The organism is Gordonia sp. CNJ-863, from assembly GCF_001942325.1.
In the GTDB taxonomy this organism is placed as follows: domain Bacteria; phylum Actinomycetota; class Actinomycetes; order Mycobacteriales; family Mycobacteriaceae; genus Gordonia; species Gordonia alkanivorans.
The window spans coordinates 394,803-414,103 of the sequence record NZ_MKKG01000011.1; the positions used below are offsets into that span (position 1 = coordinate 394,803).

Annotated in this window: 21 protein-coding genes; 10 read left to right on the top strand and 11 right to left on the bottom strand. The window is 69.2% G+C overall.

Translation table 11 applies throughout. The annotated features are described in order from the left end of the window. Position 1: 1 nt before the first annotated feature. The gene (locus BJF87_RS07690) at positions 2–898 is read right to left on the bottom strand and encodes a sulfurtransferase (RefSeq protein WP_075862874.1); all 897 of its coding nucleotides are present in this window, start codon (positions 896–898) and stop codon (positions 2–4) included. 191 nt (positions 899–1,089) lie between these two features. Further along, entirely contained in the window at positions 1,090–1,401 is a 312-nt protein-coding gene (locus BJF87_RS07695) for a hypothetical protein (RefSeq protein WP_042377591.1), read from the bottom strand. On the opposite strand from BJF87_RS07695, the gene BJF87_RS07700 reads away from it, so the two are divergent. Next, a complete protein-coding gene (locus tag BJF87_RS07700) occupies positions 1,400–2,125 on the top strand; it encodes a hypothetical protein (RefSeq protein WP_006359254.1) in 726 nt (241 codons plus the stop codon). The genes BJF87_RS07695 and BJF87_RS07700 overlap by 2 nt on opposite strands. Before the next feature lie 268 nt (positions 2,126–2,393). Here the strand turns inward: BJF87_RS07700 and BJF87_RS07705 are convergent, their stop codons facing one another. From BJF87_RS07705 to BJF87_RS07715, 3 genes are read right to left on the bottom strand one after another with little or no spacing between them, the layout of a single operon-like run. Next, a complete protein-coding gene (locus BJF87_RS07705) occupies positions 2,394–3,089 on the bottom strand; it encodes a nucleoside triphosphate pyrophosphatase (RefSeq protein ID WP_035750711.1) in 696 nt (231 codons plus the stop codon). Positions 3,090–3,092: 3 nt separating this feature from the next. Beyond that, positions 3,093–3,317, bottom strand: coding sequence for an acyl-CoA carboxylase subunit epsilon (locus tag BJF87_RS07710; RefSeq protein WP_035750714.1), 225 nt, complete (start codon positions 3,315–3,317; stop codon positions 3,093–3,095). Beyond that, on the bottom strand, positions 3,314–4,942 hold the full coding sequence (locus BJF87_RS07715) for an acyl-CoA carboxylase subunit beta (protein ID WP_005193701.1): 1,629 nt from the start codon (positions 4,940–4,942) through the stop codon (positions 3,314–3,316). The genes BJF87_RS07710 and BJF87_RS07715 overlap by 4 nt, the downstream gene beginning before the upstream one ends. A gap of 219 nt (positions 4,943–5,161) precedes the next feature. On the opposite strand from BJF87_RS07715, the gene BJF87_RS07720 reads away from it, so the two are divergent. Further along, on the top strand, positions 5,162–5,953 hold the full coding sequence (locus BJF87_RS07720) for a biotin--[acetyl-CoA-carboxylase] ligase (RefSeq protein ID WP_035750717.1): 792 nt from the start codon (positions 5,162–5,164) through the stop codon (positions 5,951–5,953). Positions 5,954–5,986: 33 nt separating this feature from the next. Here the strand turns inward: BJF87_RS07720 and BJF87_RS07725 are convergent, their stop codons facing one another. Beyond that, complete coding sequence (locus tag BJF87_RS07725; protein ID WP_006359259.1) at positions 5,987–6,607, bottom strand: hypothetical protein; 621 nt, start codon at positions 6,605–6,607, stop codon at positions 5,987–5,989. A gap of 100 nt (positions 6,608–6,707) precedes the next feature. Here BJF87_RS07725 and BJF87_RS07730 point away from each other — a divergent pair, with 100 nt between their 5' ends. Genes BJF87_RS07730 through BJF87_RS07740 form a run of 3 tightly spaced genes read left to right on the top strand, consistent with a single transcriptional unit; the run spans position 6,708 to position 9,392 of the window. Next, positions 6,708–7,301, top strand: a complete 594-nt coding sequence (locus tag BJF87_RS07730; RefSeq protein WP_035750720.1) for a PH domain-containing protein — start codon at positions 6,708–6,710, stop codon at positions 7,299–7,301. Then, positions 7,298–7,978, top strand: coding sequence for a response regulator transcription factor (locus BJF87_RS07735; RefSeq protein ID WP_006359261.1), 681 nt, complete (start codon positions 7,298–7,300; stop codon positions 7,976–7,978). Before BJF87_RS07730 ends, BJF87_RS07735 begins: the two co-directional genes overlap by 4 nt. Positions 7,979–8,021: 43 nt before the next feature. Then, complete coding sequence (locus BJF87_RS07740) at positions 8,022–9,392, top strand: sensor histidine kinase KdpD (protein ID WP_035750722.1); 1,371 nt, start codon at positions 8,022–8,024, stop codon at positions 9,390–9,392. On the opposite strand, the gene BJF87_RS07745 is transcribed toward BJF87_RS07740, so the two are convergent. Further along, entirely contained in the window at positions 9,364–9,924 is a 561-nt protein-coding gene (locus BJF87_RS07745; RefSeq protein WP_035750723.1) for a GtrA family protein, read from the bottom strand. The two genes, BJF87_RS07740 and BJF87_RS07745, sit on opposite strands and share 29 nt — an antisense overlap. A gap of 78 nt (positions 9,925–10,002) precedes the next feature. On the opposite strand from BJF87_RS07745, the gene BJF87_RS07750 reads away from it, so the two are divergent. After that, a complete protein-coding gene (locus BJF87_RS07750) occupies positions 10,003–11,316 on the top strand; it encodes a 5-(carboxyamino)imidazole ribonucleotide synthase (protein ID WP_035750725.1) in 1,314 nt (437 codons plus the stop codon). After that, a complete protein-coding gene (purE, locus tag BJF87_RS07755; RefSeq protein WP_006360458.1) occupies positions 11,313–11,834 on the top strand; it encodes a 5-(carboxyamino)imidazole ribonucleotide mutase in 522 nt (173 codons plus the stop codon). Before BJF87_RS07750 ends, purE begins: the two co-directional genes overlap by 4 nt. Here the strand turns inward: purE and BJF87_RS07760 are convergent. From BJF87_RS07760 to BJF87_RS07775, 4 genes are read right to left on the bottom strand one after another with little or no spacing between them, the layout of a single operon-like run. Beyond that, a complete protein-coding gene (locus BJF87_RS07760; RefSeq protein WP_035750727.1) occupies positions 11,831–12,685 on the bottom strand; it encodes a dienelactone hydrolase family protein in 855 nt (284 codons plus the stop codon). The genes purE and BJF87_RS07760 overlap by 4 nt on opposite strands. Before the next feature lie 6 nt (positions 12,686–12,691). Further along, positions 12,692–13,066: a nitroreductase family deazaflavin-dependent oxidoreductase gene (locus BJF87_RS07765; RefSeq protein WP_075862875.1), complete on the bottom strand. Its 375-nt coding sequence runs from the start codon at positions 13,064–13,066 to the stop codon at positions 12,692–12,694. A gap of 53 nt (positions 13,067–13,119) precedes the next feature. Continuing rightward, positions 13,120–13,860, bottom strand: a complete 741-nt coding sequence (locus BJF87_RS07770) for a TIGR03089 family protein (protein WP_035750731.1) — start codon at positions 13,858–13,860, stop codon at positions 13,120–13,122. Next, positions 13,848–16,052 (bottom strand): LCP family protein, encoded by a 2,205-nt coding sequence (locus BJF87_RS07775; RefSeq protein ID WP_372512868.1) that lies wholly within the window; start codon positions 16,050–16,052, stop codon positions 13,848–13,850. Before BJF87_RS07775 ends, BJF87_RS07770 begins: the two co-directional genes overlap by 13 nt. A 215-nt stretch (positions 16,053–16,267) precedes the next feature. Here BJF87_RS07775 and rfbD point away from each other — a divergent pair, with 215 nt between their 5' ends. The 3 genes from rfbD to BJF87_RS07795 are packed head-to-tail and all read left to right on the top strand — an operon-like array spanning position 16,268 to position 19,282. Further along, positions 16,268–17,203, top strand: a complete 936-nt coding sequence (gene rfbD, locus BJF87_RS07785; protein ID WP_035750910.1) for a dTDP-4-dehydrorhamnose reductase — start codon at positions 16,268–16,270, stop codon at positions 17,201–17,203. Between the two features lie 4 nt (positions 17,204–17,207). Beyond that, positions 17,208–18,104, top strand: a complete 897-nt coding sequence (locus BJF87_RS07790; protein WP_035750734.1) for a glycosyltransferase family 2 protein — start codon at positions 17,208–17,210, stop codon at positions 18,102–18,104. A gap of 44 nt (positions 18,105–18,148) precedes the next feature. Then, positions 18,149–19,282, top strand: a complete 1,134-nt coding sequence (locus BJF87_RS07795; RefSeq protein ID WP_006360465.1) for a sugar phosphate nucleotidyltransferase — start codon at positions 18,149–18,151, stop codon at positions 19,280–19,282. Positions 19,283–19,301 lie beyond the last annotated feature (19 nt).

A 19,301-nucleotide genomic window follows, 5' to 3' on the forward strand; every position in this document is an offset into this window, starting at 1 on the left:
CTCACTTGGAGCCGGGTGCGGCACCCGGGGTGTCGCCGACCGCGATGGGTACGCGAACCGCGTTGCCCCACTCGGTCCACGATCCGTCGTAGTTGCGAACCTTGGTGTACCCCAACAGATGCGTGAGGACGAACCAGGTGTGGCTGGACCGCTCGCCGATGCGGCAGTAGGCGATGGTCGGGGTGTCCTTGTCGAGGTCGCCGTAGATCTCGTCGAGCTCGGCGCGGGAACGGAATCGGCCGTCCGGAGCCGCCGCCTTGGCCCACGGGATCGACACCGCGGTGGGGATGTGACCGCCACGCAGCGCGCCCTCTTCGGGGTAGTCGGGCATGTGGGTGCGTTCGCCGGTGTACTCCTGCGGCGAGCGGACGTCGACGAGCGGCTCGGTGCCGAGCACCTCGAGAACCTGCGGGGCGAAGGCGCGGATCTTGGTGTCGTCACGCTCGACGACGGGGTAGTCCGACCGCGGGTACTCGGGGACGTCGAAGGAGGTGTCGCGGTCCTCGGCCATCCACGCGTCGCGGCCGCCGTCGAGCAGACGCACGTCCTCGTGACCGAACAGCGTGAACACCCAGAGAGCGTAAGCCGCCCACCAGTTGGACTTGTCGCCGTAGATGACGATGGTGTCGTCGCGCTCGATTCCCTTGCTGCGCATCAATTCTGCGAACTGCTCGCCGTTGATGTAGTCGCGGGTGATCGGGTCGTTGAGGTGCAGGTGCCAGTCGATCTTCTGCGCGGTGGGGATGTGGCCGATGTCGTAGAGCAACACGTCCTCATCGGATTCGATGATCTTGAGGCCCTTCGCGCCCAGGTGAGCCGACAGCCACTGAGTGGTCACCAACCGCTCGGGGTGGGCGTACTCGGCGAAGGCCGGATTCGGGTCGGTTTCAACACTCACGGTCTGTTCTCCAGCTTGGTGCGTTCGGGCGTCTCTACGTTCATCGCGCGGACCGTGACCGGTCCCGGAGATAAAGGGTAGGGCATCGCTCCGCGGGACTGCCCGGTGGCAGATCGGCTGCGGTCTGCGGCGGCCGTCCGGGCAGTGCTTCGGTCGGATGACAAACCGCAGGTCAATGGGGTGGTTGCCTGCTAAGTTCGCCCAATGATCGAACGACGTGGGGCTCGCGTGGAGCGCCGGAGTGTCTCGCGACTGGCGCGGTGGGGCGTCCCGTTGGCGGTGGCGGTGCTCGCCGCGACGAGCGGATGTTCGCTCATCTCCTCCGACGACTCGTCGAGTCCGGCGCCGTCGTCGTCGGCGTCGACCTCCTCCTCACCGGGGTCGCCGACCCCGAGTTCGCCGTCGCGGTCGAGGATCCCGTCGTCGACGCCGAGCAACGCCGACCCCACTCGCTGCAGTCCGGACGACTGCCCTGAGCTGGCGACGCCGTCGGCGGAACTCATGACCAGCGGGGTGAACTCGTCCAACGTCGACACCGCGGTACCGAAGTACCTCACCACGCTGCTCGACGACCTCGATGCGACCTGGGGCGGATGGTTCGGCGAACTCGGCTGGGGTGACCCCGCACCGGGACGCGTGCTGATCGAGTCGGGCACCTCGTTCGCCACCGAGTGCATCGACGAGGACGGGGCGTCGAACCGGATCCCGTCCGACGAGGCCAACGCCTTCTTCTGCGGTGTGGACGAGGAACCCAACGGGCAGGGGCAGGAGACCGAGGGCAGCATCGTGCTGCCGGTCGACACCTTCGCCGCCATCTGGGACGGGAACGTCTTCGGGGTGCCGTCGCCGATCGTCGGCGACTTCACCGCGGCCATCGTCGTCGCCCACGAGTACGGGCACAACGTCGTCTTCCGGATGGCCGAGGCCTTCGACATCCCGGAACGACGCCTGCCGCAGGGCAAGAACAGCGAGCTGTTCGCCGACTGCCTGGCCGCGAACTGGGCTGCCACCGCCTACCAGCGTGACGGGTTGGGACCCAAGGAGATCCTGCAGGTCGCGACGCTTCTTCCGATCATCGGTGACACCGGCGGCGCGATGGGCCACGGATCGGCGGTCGAACGGGCGCGGGCGCTGACCATCGGACTCACCGGCCCGCAGTTCAATCGGCAGGGGCAGCCGGTGGACTGCCTCCAGCGGTACTGGCCGGAGTTCTTCGAGGTGAGCTGACCCTTCGAGGCTCGGGCGGAATGAGATCGCATGCGACATCGGCCCGGCTGTTCGACCTCGGCCGACGTCGTTCCCACAGGTTGAGGTCGCGCGCGACGTCAACCTGGGCCGCCGTGCAGCGGGCCTCGGGGGATTGCACACGGCGGGGCGTAAATCTCGTCCCCCTCAGGGGCTTACGGGGGCAATGTGCCCTCCGAGGGTGCTCACGGGGACGAATTTCGCGAGCACGCCGGGCGGTACCGGCCGGGGTTCTTCGAGGTCGATCAGCTCAGTGCAGCCAGAAGTCGGTGACCGACAGCCCGACCTCGGTCAGCAGGCGTTGCACCAGCGGTAGGCCGATCCCGATCACCGACGACGGGTCGCCGTCGATGCGCTCGACGAGCCAGCCGCCGAGCCCGTCGAGGGTGAACGCACCCGCGACCTGCAACGGTTCGCCGCTGTCCACGTAGCGCGCGATCACGTCGTCGTGGGCGTCGGTGAAATGGATTGTGGTGGAGGAGGTCCCGGTCGCGGTGGCGGACCCGGTGGTGGGGTTCAGCCGGATGAGGTGATGGCCGGTGAGTAGGTCGGCGCTGCGTCCGCGCATCTCGGCCCACTGGGCCAGCGCACGTTCGGGGGTGTGCGGTTTGCCGAGGAGCCGGTCACCGAGAAGGAGCATCGAGTCACAGCCGATGACCACGACCGTCTCGCCGTTCTGGGCCGCACCGGCGATCTCCGGGAGCGAGGCGACGGCCTCGGCCTTCGCCCGCGCCAAGGCGGCGACCACGGCATCGGCGGGGGTGCCGGGCGGCAACTGGGCAAGCACCGCGTCCTCGTCGACGTCCGAGACACGGACCACCGGTTCGACGCCCGCGGCGCGCAGCACCCGGAGGCGGGCCGGGGACGCCGACCCGAGCACGAAGACCGGGCCGGCGGTGGCCGGCCCGGTCTCGTGTGTACTCGACCCGATCAGGGAATCAGGCACGTGTCAGTAGCGCAGGTTGGTGAAGCTCGACGGTGCGCCCCACTGCGGACGCAGACGATCGACGGGGCGACCCCAGTCGTTGCGGATCTCCGGTTCCGGCTCGCCACCGCCGGCACCCGCGCCGGCCAGGACGCTCACCAGCACGGCGAGGTCCTCGGCGGTCGGATTGCCGTTGACGACGGTCAGGAACGGCTTCTCGGTGCTCTCGTTCACGGCGCTCTCACTCACAGCGGGATGTTTCCGTGCTTCTTCGGCGGCAGGTTGACCATCTTGCGCTCGAGCAGCTTGAGCGCGGTCGCGATCTGGCCGCGGGTGTGGCTCGGCGGGATGACCGCGTCGACGTAACCGCGGGCCGCGGCGACGTACGGGTTGACGAGGGTGTCCTCGTACTCCTGCTGCAGCTCGAGGCGCAGTGCGTCGACGTCCTCGCCCTTCGCGGCAGCGTCCTTGAGCTGGTTGCGGTAGACGAAGCCGACGGCGCCGGAGGCACCCATGACGGCGATCTGTGCGGTCGGCCACGCGAGATTCACGTCGGCGCCCATGTGCTTGGAGCCCATGACGTCGTACGCGCCGCCGTAGGCCTTACGGGTGATGACCGTGATCTTGCCGACCGTCGCCTCGCCGTACGCGTAGAGCAGCTTGGCGCCGCGTCGGATGATGCCGCGGTACTCCTGGTCGGTGCCGGGCAGGAAGCCGGGGACGTCGACCAGGGTGACGATCGGGATGTTGAAGGCGTCGCAGGTGCGCACGAAGCGGGCGGCCTTCTCCGAGGCGTCGATGTCGAGGCAGCCGGCGAACTGGGTCGGCTGGTTGGCGACGATGCCCACGCTGCGGCCGTCGACGCGGCCGTAGCCGACGATGATGTTCTTCGCGTAATCGGCCTGGATCTCGAGGAACTCGTCGTCGTCGAGGATGCGACGGATGACCTCGTGCATGTCATACGGCTGGTTCGGCGAGTCCGGGATGAGCGTGTCGAGTTCGAGGTCCTCGTCGTTCAGAGTGTCCTCGATCGACCCGGCGGCCGGCTGCGCGACCGGCAGGCGAGGTGCGTCGGCGCGGTTGTTGCTCGGCAGGTAGCTCAGGAGCTCCTTGACGTACTCGAGCGCGTCCTCCTCGTCCGAGGCGACGTAGTGTGCGGTGCCCGACTTCGCCATGTGGGTGGTCGCACCGCCGAGTTCTTCCTGCGTGACCTCTTCACCGGTGACGGTCTTGATCACGTCGGGGCCGGTGATGAACATCTGGCTGGTCTTGTCGACCATGACCACGAAGTCGGTCAGCGCGGGCGAGTACACGTGGCCGCCGGCGGCGGCACCCATGATCAGCGAGATCTGGGGGATGACACCCGAGGCGCGGACGTTGCGGTGGAAGATCTCGCCGTACAGACCGAGCGAGACCACGCCCTCCTGGATACGGGCACCGGCGCCGTCGTTGATGCCGATCAGCGGGCGGCCGGTCTTGATGGCCAGATCCATGACCTTGACGATCTTCTCGCCGTAGACCTCACCGAGGCTGCCGCCGAAGACGGTGGCGTCCTGCGAGAAGATGCAGACCTCGCGGCCGTCGATCGTGCCGTAGCCGGTGACCACACCGTCTCCGACCGGTCGACGTTCGGCGAGACCGAAGTTGGTGCTGCGGTGCTTGGCCAACGCGTCGAGTTCGACGAACGAACCCTCGTCGAGCAGATGGGTGATCCGCTCGCGGGCGGTCAGCTTGCCCTTCGCATGGGTCTTCTCGACGGCGGCCTCGCCCACGGGGTGCTTCGCCTCTTCGAGGCGATTGCGCAGATCGGCGAGCTTCCCCGCTGTCGTGTGGATGTCGGGAGCGGCGGAATCGTCGCGTGAAGCTGTGGTCATGACTGTCGATGCTAACTACCCGGGTGTGAGCCACGTCAACCGGATCAACGTGAGATATCCCTCAGGTTCCCGAGCGATCGGTCGGTGGGGATCGGCCTGCACGGTTGCACGTGGCCATCGGCCCGCGTGTCCAGCGCGTTTCGTCTCACCCGGCTGCGGCACGGAGGGGCGCACATCGGCGGTCATCACCACGCCGAACACCCAGTAGGTTCTTCAGGCATGACCCTCGACGCCGAGCTGCTCCGGACCCGACTCGCCGACACGCGCTGGCACCGGATCGAGGTGGTCGACGCGACGGGGTCGACCAACGCCGATCTCGTGACACGCGCGGCCACCGAACCCATCGACGGAACGGTGCGCCTGACCACCGACCAGACCGCGGGCCGCGGACGTCACGCTCGGACGTGGACCGCACCGCGCGGGACCCAGCTGGCGATGTCGGCGGCGGTGGAGGTCGGTGAGCACACCGAACACCTCGGCTGGCTGTCGCTGCTGGCCGGGCTCGCCGCCGTTCAGGGCATCGGCGAGGCGGTGGACGTGCGGCCGACCCTCAAGTGGCCCAACGACGTCCTGATCGACGGGCGCAAGACCGCCGGAATCCTGTCGGAGTACACGCGTTCGCCCCACACCCGCGGCGGGGACGGGGGAGTGGCGGTCATCGGCACCGGCCTCAACACGACGATGACGCAGGACCAACTGCCGGTCCCGACCGCGACGTCGTTGCAGCTGGTGACCGGCAAGGACATACCGCTCACCGAGCTCGCGGCGTCGTACCTGCGGGCGTTGTCGGAGCTCCTCGACCTCTGGCCGCACGACGTCGACGGACTCGCGGCGCGGTATCGGGAGGACAGCGACACCATCGGGCGCCGAGTACGTCTGGTGCTGCCCGGCGACGAGGAGGTCGTCGGCACCGCGACCGGCGTCGACGCATCCGGGCGGATCGTCGTCGACGCCGACGGGCGGCAGGTGATCGCGGCCGCCGGCGACGTCACGCACCTGCGGCCGGTCTGACTTCGACGGGGCTCAGCCGGCGACAGGCGGGACCTAGCGTTGCAGGCTCTTGATGCCCATCGCGGGGATGATCGTCAGCGGTGGCAGGCCGATGACGAAGTGCAGGATCGCGGTCTCGATGCCGACCGAGGTCTGCTGATAGGTGAGGATCGGGATCAGCACCGCGGCGACCAGCAGCAGCCCGACGATCCACCGGTAGAACTGGTTGGGCGCCGGCGTGATCAGCTGCAGCACGTACCAGAGGGCGCCCGCGGCGAGTGCGCACAGGAATCCGACGACGCCGAACCAGATCTCGCTGGCCGCCACCGGATTCCACACCCCGAGCTTGCCGGACTCGTTCACCTTCTCGACGAAGGCCGAGATGATCCACGCGACCAGCCAGGCCGCCAGGCCGGTGACCACACCGGTCATCACCACCCCGCCGGCGAAGGTCACCGGGTTGACGTCGGGTCCGCGTCGCGGCGCCCGGTCCGGCCGCGGCTGCTCGGCGTACCCGCCGCCGTACGGCTCGGCGGGGTACTGGTCGCGATACGGTTCCTCGTAGGGCGCACCCTGCTGGCTGTAGGCACGCGAATCGGGGTTGTAGCCGGACTCGTAGCGGGCGGTCCGGGGATCGGGATCGCGGTGCGGGCCCCGCGGGTCCTGGTAGGTCATCACATTCTCCTCGCCGACCGCCCCAACGTGCCCGGCAGTCGATCGGTACTGGTGCCTCGCAGTCTACTCAGCGTGCCCCCCGGGCACGCCCGTCCCGATTATGCTGAGCCGCATGGCTTACCCGCGGGAGAACCTGGCGCCCGGTGAACGTGTGGTTCTCCACCGGCACCCACACTGGAAGTGTCTGCTCGGCCCGTTCCTGCTGTTCGCGATCATCACCGCGGCCGCGGGTGTCCTGGCCGGCGTGATCACCGGATCGTCGCTGGGCCCGACCCCGCGGACGGTGCTGCTGATCGTCGTCGGTGTGGCGTGGGCGCTCGGCCTCGTCTGGTACTTCGTCCGGCCGCTGCTGTCCTGGAAGACAACGCACTTCGTGCTGACCGACCGCCGGGTGATGTTCCGCAACGGAATCCTCACGCGCTCCGGGATCGACATCCCGATCCGGCGCATCAACACCGTCGAATTCCGCCACGGCGTCATCGACCGGATGCTGCGGACCGGCACGCTGGTCATCGAGTCGGCCTCCGACGAACCGCTGTCCTTCGACGACATCCCGCAGGTGGAGAAGGTCCACTCGCTGCTCTACCACGAGGTGCTCGAGATGTACGCCGACGACGATCACCCCGACGACGGCTACGGCGACCCGGACGGACCCGCCGACCGTCCCGAGAACAGAGGGGCGCGGGAGCGTTGACCAACGTGCTGCTCGCCGAGGACGACGCCGCGATCGCCGAACCGCTCGCACGCGCGCTGACCCGTGAGGGATACGGGTGCGAGGTCGTGAGCACCGGCGCCGACGCGCTCGAGAAGGCGCTCGACAGCCGTTACGAACTCCTCATCCTCGACCTCGGGCTACCGGTCCTCGACGGACTCGAGGTCTGCCGGCGGGTACGCGCCCAGCGGCCCGCACTCGCGGTCCTCATGCTCACCGCGCGCACCGACGAGGTGGACTTCGTCGTCGGCCTCGACGCCGGCGCGGACGACTACGTGGGCAAACCCTTCCGGCTTGCCGAACTCCTCGCCCGCGTACGCGCCCTACTGCGGCGCCGCCAGCCCGGCGACGGTGACGAGGTGCTCGAGGGCGGTGAGATCCGGCTGGATGCCCGGGCACGCCGCGTTCTCGCCGACGGACAGGACCTCACCCTGGCGAACCGCGAATTCGACCTTCTGCGATTCCTGATGGAGCGTGCCGGTGAGGTCGTGACGCGCGAGGAGATCCTCACCGAGGTCTGGGGGTCGGCGGATCTGCGGTCGTCGAAGACCCTCGACATGCACATCTCGTGGCTGCGCCGGAAGATCGGCGACGACCGTCACAGTCGCCCGCGGCACATCGTGACGGTGCGCGGTGTCGGTTTCCGGTTCGACCCCTGAGCCGATGCCCATCCGACCGCCTTCGATGCGCCACCCGGCTTCCATGCGCCGACGCCTGCTCACCACGATGATCGCCGTCCTGATCGCGGTCGGCTGTCTGCTCGGCATTCCCTTGAGCGTGGTGGCCTGGTGGTGGGTCGCCGAGAACGCCCACCAGGATCTGGACAACCGGCTCAAGATCATCGCCGATCAGCTCATCCGCGAGGAGGGCGCCGACGGTCGTATCCCGCGCGACTCCGTCAACCGGGAGTCGTTCGAATTGCTCCTGCCGCCGAACGGCCGCCTGACGATCACCTATCCCGATCTGGAGGGCACGAGTCAGCGGATGGTCGTGGGTGCTGACATCGGGGGTCCCCGGCTGTCGGAATCCATCGGCCTGGGCGCTGCCGGCACGCTGACCCTGTCCATCCCGCGCGACAAGGTCCGCGACGACCAGCTGACCGCGACGGGGATCGTCCTGCTGGTCGTCCTCACCTCGGTGATCGGCGGTTCGGTGGTGGCCGCGGTGACCGCCGGCCGGATCGTCGACCCCCTGACCGATCTCGCCGACCGGGCGGCGACGCTCGGGCGCGCCGACTTCCGCACCGAATGGAAGATGTACGGCATCGCCGAACTCGACCGGGTGTCTCGGGCGCTCGCCGACGCCAACACCGCGCAAGCACTGCGACTCGAGCGGGAACGCGAGATCGCCGGCGACGCATCGCATCAGCTGCGCAGCCGGCTGACCGCCATCCAGCTGCGACTCGAGGAGCTGACGCTGCACGACGACCCGGCAGTGGTCACCGAGGCGGAGGCCGCGCTCGATCAGGTCGAACGACTCGCCACCGAACTCGACGAACTGGTGGAGGCCTCGCGCGCCGACGAACCGGCTCCGCACTTCATCGACGTCGGGGAGATGCTCACCACGCTGGTCGAGGATTTCCGCCACGCCTTCGAGGCACAGGGCCGTCAGCTGACCGTCGAGGTCGACGGGGCGCCGCAGGCACTCACCTCGCAGTCCGGGCGGCTTCGCGAGGCGGTCAGCGTGCTGGTCGACAACGCCCTACAGCACGGCCGCGGGATGTGTCGGATCGACGTGAGCACGCTGCAGGCCGGCGAACTGGTCCGTATCACGGTCGCCGACGAGGGCGAGGGGGTGGCCGACGAGATCTCCGCGCACATCTTCCGGCGCGGTTTCTCGGCAGGGAAGCGGCCGGGCGCCGGTCGCAGCGGCGTCGGACTGTCTCTGGCGCGGGCGCTGATCGAGGCCGACGGAGGACGACTGGAACTCACCGTGCGACGTCCCCCGGTCTTCGCGATCGTCGTCCCGGCCCGGTATGCCAGCGGGTACGGCGAGGAGCCGGGCGAGCAGGAGGATCCGGGCCAGGACGACTCGGACACCGACGTCACGCGTGACCGAGTTCCTCATCGTTGAGTTCGGCGAGCGTCGGGTGCAGGTCGGTGGACCCGGCATCGCCGCCGCGCAGGAGCTCCTCCGGGAACGCGAACTTGCGCAACGCCCAGAACCGGAAGGCCATCTGCATCAGGTTGCCGATGACGTAACCGAGGATGAAGTCGACGACCACGACCTCGGACACACTCAGGTTGGACCGCATGTCGAACACGTTGTTCCCGACGAACAACGGTGCGGCCTGGAGGATGACGCCGATCCCGCTGATGATGAAGAACAGCAGCGCCTCGTGGTGCCGTTCCCGGCCGCCGCGGTTCTTGAAGGCCCACTCGCGGTTGAGGATGTAGCTGAGGATCGTCGCCAGCACACCGGCGATGACCTTGGCGATCACCGGCTTGGTCTCGAGGATCGTGAGGCTCAGGCTGTAGAAGATGGCGAGGTCGAAGATGAACGTGGTGCCGCCGACCATCGCGAACTTGATGAGTTCGTGGTGCCGCATCACGAGCCGTCGGACCGGCGCTGGGAGGCGAGCGATCAGCTCGTCGATCAATGGCACAAGATCTGAGTGTACGAAACAAAACACCGGGGACAGTTCTCCGGGCGGTTGTGCGGATGACCGACCCGACGTGCCACGATGGTTCGCGTGAATCCACGCGAGCCGGATGGAGCGCCTGTGCCCGGGCCTGTGACCTCGAATTCCACGGTGCCACCCACTCCTGAAACGGCGCGCACTGCCGGGGCGGCGTCGGGTATGCCGAAGGTCACGATGATCGGTGGCGGACAACTCGCCCGGATGACCCATCAGGCGGCGATCGCCCTCGGACAGTGTCTGCGTGTCCTGGCCGCATCCGAGTCCGATCCCGCCGCACAGGTGAGCGCCGACATCGTCCTCGGCTCGCACGACGAACTCGACGACCTCCGCCGCGCGGCCGCGGGTGCCGCCGCACTGACCTTCGACCACGAGGGTGTGCCGCTGCGCCACCTGGAGGCACTCGAAGCCGACGGGGTGGCGGTCCTGCCGCCGTCGAAGGCGCTGCACTTCGCCCAGGACAAGCTGGCCATGCGCGTTCGCCTGGCCGAGCTGGGTCTGCCGGTACCGGCGTTCGCCGATCTCGCCGGCGACCATGCCGCCGCCCGCGCACGTCTCATCGAGTTCGGCGAGGCCAACAACTGGGAGATCGTCATCAAGGCGGTCCGTGGCGGCTACGACGGCCGTGGGGTCTGGCTGGTCGACGGCGCCGACGAGGCGCTCGCGGTCTTCGACGAGTACCCGTCCGATGCTCCGGCGCTGCTGGCCGAGCAGAAGGTGCCGATGCGGCGCGAACTGTCGGCGATGATCGCCCGGTCCCCGTTCGGGCAGGGCGCGGCGTGGCCGGTCGTGGAAACGATCCAGCGTCACGGCCAGTGCGCCGTCGTCCTCGCACCCGCACCGGATCTCTCCGACGCGGTCGCCGAGCAGGCACAGCAGATGGCATTGCGGCTCGCCGACGAACTCGGTGTGGTCGGCGTCATGGCGATGGAACTCTTCGAGACCGTCGACGGCGAGCTCGTCGTCAACGAACTCGCGATGCGTCCGCACAACAGCGGTCACTGGACGATGGACGGCGCGGTCACCTCGCAGTTCGAGCAGCATCTGCGTGCCGTCCTCGACTACCCGCTGGGCAACACCGCACCGACCTCGCCGCTGACCGTGATGGCCAACATCCTGGGCGCGCCGACCGCCCCGGAGATGTCCATGGACGAACGTCTTCACCACCTGATGGCGCGCATGCCCGAGGCGAAGGTGCATCTGTACGGCAAGGGCGAGCGTCGCGACCGGAAGATCGGCCACGTGAACGTCGTCGGCCGCCAGGGTGAATCGATGGAATCGGTGCGTGAGCGCGCCGAGCGTGCCGCGCAGTGGATGTCGCACGCGACGTGGACCGACGGATGGGATGTGCATTCATGAGTGAGACCGCAGAGTTCCGGGGTCCCCGCGTGGGCCTGATCATGGGCAGCGACTCCGACTGGCCGACGATGAAGGCCGCCGCGGAGGCGCTCGCCGAATTCGACGTGCCGTTCCAGGTGGGTGTCGTCTCCGCGCACCGCACCCCGCAGCGAATGCTCGACTACGCCGCCGGCGCCGCCGCCAACGGTATCGAGGTCATCATCGCGGGAGCCGGTGGGGCAGCGCATCTTCCGGGCATGGTCGCCTCGGCGACCCCGCTCCCGGTCATCGGTGTGCCGGTGCCGCTGCGTCACCTCGACGGACTCGACTCGCTGCTGTCGATCGTGCAGATGCCCGCAGGCGTGCCCGTCGCGACCGTCTCGGTCGGCGGCGCGCGCAACGCCGGTCTGCTCGCCGTGCGCATCCTCGCCTCGTCCGACCCCGCCCTGCAGGAACGGATGGTGTCCTTCCAGAAGGGCCTCGAGCAGATGGTCCTCGACAAGGATGCCGCCCTGCAGCAGGAACTGCTCGGCGACTAGCCCTGTCCGGCAGGCGATTCCGGAGTGGTGGGCTGCAGACCGAGTTTGTCGGTGAAGAAGTGCAGCACCCGGTCGAACGCCTCCCTGGTGGGTTGTCCGGGTTCGTCGTAGAGGTCCTCGGTCAGCACCGAATGCGGCCGGGGGAACATCGAATCCGGGTTCGCCGCGTCGTCGGGGAGTTCGATCCCGATGAACGAGTCGCCGAGAAGCTCTTGGAGATAGGCGAATCGCGACCGCGGCGAGAGTTGATCGCCGGCGAAGCGCAGACCCATCACCTCGAGACCGCGAGCGCACCGCGCCTGCACCTTGGCGAGATCGGCGGCGTCGACGTCGATCGCGCGGGCGCGCCCGGGAAGCACCGCGAACGGCAACGACGGCTGCGAGAGCACCGGCGCCAGCATCCGTTCGTCGGTCGCCATCGCGAGCGCGAAGCCGCCGGTGAAACACATCCCGACCGCGCCCACCCCGGGGCCGCCGCAGCGGTCGTGCTCGCGGGCGGCGAGTTCGCGCAGCCATGCTGCGACCGGTGATGTCTTTCCCGTTGCGAGGATGGTGAATTCGCGGGTGATGCAGGTCTTGGCGATGGTGCCCAGCATGTTTCGCACCGCTCCCACACGGCCGAGATTGTCCGGTCGCGGGTCCTGACCGTCGACGCCGAACAGCGACGGCATGACGGCCGTGGCGCCGAGATCTGCGATGCGTCGGGCCACATTCGCGACCTTCGGGCTGATGCCCGGCATCTCGGCGATCACGATGACCGCGGGGCCCGTGCCCTTGCGGTAGACGCGGCGGGTGTCACCGCGCAGCGCTACGTCCTCCGCGGTGAAGTCGTCGAGCGGATCGTCGGCCATCGCGGGTCAGTCCTTGTGGAGGGTGCCGAGGAGCGCCGACTCGAAGGGCATCGCGAAGATCTTGGCGCCGCCGGCGAGGTCGGTGGAGTCCGACGGCACGACGCGGGGCCCGGTGACCCGATAACGCTTGTCCTTGCGGACGATGGCGAAGGAACCGGCCGCCTGCACGTTGCGCACCCAGTCGGTGTGCCTGCCGTACGTGAGAACGATGGTGAGCTTGTCCCGGTCGACCCAGGCCAGCACCGGGATCGAATACGTCTTCCCGGACTTGCGGCCAACGTGCTCGACCATGGCGAACGGTGGCAGGTGAGGTGCCCACATCCGCTGTATCGGATTGGTGACGATCTTGTTGAATCGGGCCAGTGCGTCAGGTAGTCGCATGTCCCCACTGTGCCGTATCAGCTCCGATCTTGCGGGCCGTGCGGCATTTGCAGCTATTCGGCGAAGACGACGCCGGCCTTCTCGACCTCGGCGATCGCGGTCACCCGCTCCGCGGTCGCGTTGGCGACGTGCACGAGACTGCCTCCGGCGATCATCGGTGCGAGCAGGTGGGCGAGAACGCCTGACGCGGTGTGCCAGGGGCGCGTCGACACCACGCGGGTACCGGCGGCGATGCCGTCGCGCTCGGCGACCGTGCGGGCTTCGGAGATCACCTCGGCCGTCGGGGTGCCGTCGAGCGCCTCGACGGCGGGGGACCGCGAGACGAACTGGTCGCCGTGCACCCGCACGACGCTGCCGTAGTCGCCGATCCCGGGCGGGAGATCCCGCAGGGGCAGCGCGAACGGATCGAGTGATGCCACCACGACCTCGTCGGCATCGGGATGGTCGTCGAGACGGTCGCGAGAGGTGAAGACCACCAGCGGTTCCGACGCGGCCGCGGTGGCGTCCGGTCCCGGGATGCGGACATCGGCGCCGGACCACAGTGCGCCGAGCAGGATTCCGGCGGTCTGCCAGTGCTCGGGCAGGTCCACCACGACGACATCCCCGGCGTCCACGCCGATCTCGTCCACCAGATAGTTGGCGGTCTTGGCCGCCCAGTTGCCGAGGGTGGCCGCCGACAGCTCGGTGCGCTCGCCCGTCGCCTCGTCGTAGTAGGTCAGCAGCGGACGCGAATGATCGGTCACCGCACCGAAGATCGCGTCGGCGACGGTGTCATGAGTGCTCAGTTCACGCACATCGGCCCCTCGTTCCCGGCGGTGATCGGCGGCCGCTTGTTGCCGACGCGCTCACTGGCCGGGGTGTTGTCGGTCTGGTCACCGGTGTCGCCGAGCCCGCCCGGACCGGCGTAGGTGTTGGTGAGGATCACCTTGAGTCGGTCGTCGGCGAGCTTCGGGTCCTCGACGACCTTCACGCCGCCGAGGTCCTTGGCGAGCAGGCGGGCGGCGTCACCGTTCTCCTTGGCGTAGACCACCGAGTCCTTGGTGTCGGCCTTGCCGCTGGAGGTCTCACCGGACTGATAACCCTTGTTGGTCAGGATGTTCGCCACATTGGACCCGAGTCCGTCGATCGTGCCGGCGTTGACGACGTCGACCTTGAAGTCGCCGCGCTGGGTGTCACCGCCCGTCTGCTTGGGCGTGAGGAGATCGCTGGTGTAGGTCTTCACCGCCTGCGGGTCGACCTCGACGACGGACTGCAGACCGTCCTCGCTCCAGCCCTGTTCGGTGACGATCGGGATCGTCGCGAACTTCACCCGCCCGCCGCTGAGGTCCTTCAGCTGCTCGGCGAAGCTGATGATGTTCCAGCCGTCGTCGATCACGATGGAGCGCGCCACCGCGTTCTGCATCTCGGAGAGCTTGCCCGGGTCGGTGAGAGTGCCTGCGGACAGCACCTTCTGGGTCAGCGAGGCCATGAAGGCCTGCTGACGGGTGATGCGGTCGAGGTCGCCGCGGGGGAGTCCGTGGCGCTGGCGCACGAAGCTCAGCGCGCGGGGGCCGTTGAGCGTCTGGACACCCTTGCGGAATCGGGCGCCGCTCAACGGATCCCGAACCGGTGCGTTGAGGCAGACGTCGATGCCGCCGACCGCATTGGTCAGCAGGACGAAACCGAGCAGACCGACCTCCGCGTAGTGGTCGACCTGGACGCCGGTGAGGTTGGTGACGGTGTCCACCAACGCCTTCCGGCCCGCGAGCGTGCCTTCCTTCTCCGCTTCCTCAGGTGACTGCCCGGCTTCGACGGCACGGGCGCGCACGCCTTCGCGGGTGGTGCCGTAGGCGGCGTTGATCTTGCTCATGCCGATTCCGGGAACGTCGACGTACGAGTCACGCGGGATCGAGATCGCGGTGGCCGACGAACCGTCTTCGGGGATGCGCACCAACAGGATGGTGTCGGTGTTGGTGGCGACCTCCTCGCCCGAACGGAGGAGCTTGATCTCCTCCGGCGAGAGCGGGTTGCCCTTCGCGTCGGTGCGGGAGTCGGTGCCCACCAACAGGATGTCGACGGCGCCGTCCTTCGCGCCGCCCAGGCCGAGTCCACCGAGCTGCGTGATGCGAGTCTCCAGATCGGACATCGTGTTCCAGGCGTAGCCGGTGCACAGCAGCACGGCGACCGATGCGATCGCGATCAGCGCGCGGCCCCAGCCGGCTCCGGACGCCCAACCGGCGCGAGGGCGCGTCGAGGTGCCGGGCGGTGCGGTCGGCGGCGTCGCCGGTGCGCCCGTCCTCGGTGTTCCGGACTTCGGCGCGCCCTTCTCGGGGGAGCCGGTCTCGACCGTGCCCTCACCGGCAGTCGCCTTGGGAGAGGCTGCCTTCCGGGCGGGCGACTTCGGCGACGCTGCCTTCCGCGGTCCGGCTGCCTTCGTCGGGGCTGCCTTCTTCGCGGCGCTCTTCTTCGCGGGAGCCTGCCCGGGGTCGGGACGGGGTCGACGCTTGCGGGCGGTGTCCCGAGGTGTGGGGTCCTCAGGTGCGGGTCGCCGGCGTTCGGCGGGCTTCGAGCGCGTGTGGATCTCGCCGGACGAGCGTCGACCGAGAGGCTCGTCGGCACGACGCGGACGGCGGGGGGACGCAGGATCCTGCGGTGGGACACGCCGGCGAGGATCACGCTCCTCGCCGGGGCGTCGTCGGGGCATGCCCTCGGCGTCGCGGGCGGGGATACGTTCCGGAGGTGGCTGGCGTCGCGCCCGCTCCGCGGAATCGGCACGCGTCGGTGCCTCGGGAGCACGCCGAACCACGCGGCGTCGGGGACCGGCCGCCTCGGCGTCCACGGGACGCGGGCGGGCACCGTGGGGAGGCCGCCCCGGTTCACCAGCGCGTTCGCCGCGCACCGGCCGTCGGCCGTTGTCGGCATCCGGAGTGCGCCGGCTGCCCGGCTCCGGCGGTACCGCACGCCGGGGACGCGGCCGCCCACGTGCGCCGTCGGATGGTGAATCCACTGGTCAGCGGTCCCTTTCGAGTTCGTCATGCTGCTCGACGGTGGCGCCGGTAGGTCCGCGCCATGGGATTGTCGGTGCAGAAGTGAAAGTTGGTGTTGTGCTGTCGTCAGGCTACTGAAGTGATTCGGGAATCCGAGAACGCAACGCCGAGGAGTCGAGTAGCGGTCGTCACGTGGATGACCGTGGAGTCGTGGCCCACCAGGGTCTGCGGCACGATGGTGCGCATGCGCGTCACGCCCAGCACCCCCACCGTGTACATCGTCGGCGCCGGCGGTCAGCTCGGCACCGCACTCCAGGGGAGGTCGGCCCAGGCGCCCGACTCCGTGGTGTGTCGATCCCTGACCTCCGCCGACATCGACATCGCCGACGAGCCGTCGGTTGCGGCCGCGCTCGGCGACCTCGGGCCCGATGACGTCGTCGTCAACTGCGCCGCCTACACCGACGTCGACGGCGCCGAGTCGGACGTCGACGGCGCCCGCCGCGTCAACGCCACCGGTCCCGCCGTGCTCGCGGCCCACACCGCCGCCGCGGGGGCATGGCTGATCCACGTCTCCACCGACTACGTGTTCCCGGGTGCCGCACCCGCCTCAGACCGTCCCGATGGCTACGAACCCGACGACGTGAGCGGCGAACCGGCCACCGTCTACGGGGCCACCAAACTCGCGGGCGAACGCGCCGTCCTCGATGCGGACCCGCGCGCCACCGTCGTGCGCACCGCCTGGGTGTACACCGGCGGGCCCGAGAGCCGCGACTTCGTGGGGACGATGCGGCGTCTCGAGCAGGCGCGCGAGACCGTGTCGGTCGTCGACGACCAGCTCGGTTCACCCACCTATTGCATCGACCTCGCCGACGGGTTGTGGGAACTCGTGGCCGCCGGGCCCCGCGCCGAGGTCGCCGGAGCCGTCCTGCACGCCACCAACGCGGGCCGCGCGACCTGGTTCGACGTGGCCGCAGCCGTCTTCGAGGAGGTCGGCGCCGAACGGTCACGCGTACTGCCCACGACCACGGCGGAGTTCCCGCGCCCGGCACCGCGCCCGGCCTACTCGGTGCTGTCCGGGCGTTCCTGGGCCGCGGCAGGGCTGACCCCGCTGCGGGACTGGCGTGCCGCGCTGCACGCGTCGATCGCCGAGTCAGAGGGTTCGTTACCCTGAGCCGGTGCCCGCTCAGCTAGCCGTCGTCACGGTGACCTACTCCTCCGGTGATCACCTCGCGACATTCCTTCGCAGTCTCGACGCCGTGACCGACGTGATGCCGCAGGTCATCATCGCCGACAACGGCTCCGACGACGGCGCACCCGAGAAGGCCGAGCAGGACTACGAGTCCGTCACGCTGGTCCGGACCGGCGGCAACCTCGGCTACGGGCGTGCGATGAACCGCGGGGTCGCCGAACTCGATCCCGGCATCGAGTTCGTGCTCATCGCCAACCCCGACGTCGAGTGGAAGCCCGGCTCGATCGACGAGCTGCTCGCCGCCGCGCACCGCTGGCCGCGTGCCGGGTCCCTCGGACCGCTGATCCGCGAACCCGACGGCACCGTCTACCCGTCGGCGCGTCGCGTCCCCGACCTCGTCTCCGGTACCGGTCACGCCATCCTCGGCACGGTGTGGAAGTCCAACCCGTGGACCGCGGCCTATCGCGCCGACGACGAGGCCCCGTCGGAACGTGCCGTCGGCTGGCTCTCCGGCTCGTGCCTGTTGATGCGCCGCAAGGCCTTCGACGCCGTCGGCGGTTTCGACCCGCGCTACTTCATGTACATGGAGGACGTCGACCTCGGCGACCGCCTCGGCAAGGCCGGGTGGCAGAACGTCTACGTCCCCTCGGCGGAGATCGTGCACACCAAGGGCCACAGCGCGGGCCGGCACCCGGAGAAGATGCTGCCCGCGCACCACGAGAGCGCATACCGGTTCCAGGCCGACCGCAACACCGGCGTCCTACGCGCTCCGCTGCGGCTCGCGCTGCGGGCCGGGTTGGCCGTGCGCTCCCGCCTCGCGGTACGGGCCGCCCGCCGAGCATTGTCGGCTCAGAACACCCCGACGAGCGAAAACAACGGATAGGTGCTGAAGTGAGTACCGATCATCACGAAGAAGGGACCGATCAAGTGGATCAGTACACCGTGCGCGACTCGGTGGGGAGTGAATCCGTCGGGGGATCGGGTCCGGTCGCCGGGGACGTCCAGGCGGTCGTCCTCGTCGGCGGCAAGGGCACTCGGCTCCGTCCGCTCACCCTCTCGGCGCCCAAGCCGATGCTGCCCACCGCGGGCCTGCCCTTCCTCACCCACCTGCTGTCGCGAATCCACGCCGCCGGCATCCGCGACGTCGTCCTCAGCACCTCCTTCAAAGCCGAGACGTTCAGCGAGTACTACGGCGACGGCTCCAAGCTCGGCCTGAGCCTGCGCTACGTCACCGAGGACGAGCCGCTCGGCACGGGCGGCGGCATCCGCAACGTGCTCGACGAGCTGACCGCCGACACCATCGTCGTCTTCAACGGCGACGTACTCGGCGGCACCGACGTCCGCGACGTCATCGACAGCCACCGCAAGGCCGACGCCGACGTGACCATCCACCTCGTGCGGGTCAGCGATCCGCGCGCGTTCGGCTGCGTGCCGACCGACGCCGACGGTCGGGTCACAGCCTTCCTGGAGAAGACGCAGGACCCGCCGACCGACCAGATCAACGCCGGCACCTACGTCTTCAAGCGCGAGATCATCGAATCGATCCCGTACGGCGTGCCCGTCTCGGTGGAGCGCGAGGTGTTCCCGCGTCTGCTCACCGAGGGCAAGCACGTCCACGCCCACGTCGACCACGCCTACTGGCGCGACATGGGCACCCCCGAGGACTTCGTCCGCGGCTCGGCCGACCTGGTTCGCGGCATCGCCCCGTCACCGGCACTCGGCGACCGGCGCGGTGAGTCGCTGGTCCACGAGGGTGCGGGCGTCGGCCCGGGTGCCCTGCTCATCGGCGGCACCGTCGTCGGCCGCGGTGCCGAAGTCGGCCCCCGCGCACGCCTCGACGGCGCGGTGGTCTTCGACGGCGCGGTCATCGAGGCCGGCGCGGTCGTCGAACGTTCGATCATCGGTTTCGGCGCACGCATCGGCCCGCGGGCACTGATCCGCGACACCGTCGTCGGCGACGGCGCGGACATCGGTGCGCGCTGCGAACTCCTGCGCGGCGCCCGCGTGTGGCCCGGAATCGAGATCCCCGACAACGGAATCCGCTTCTCGACGGACGTCTGAGGCCCCAGAACCCGGTTCG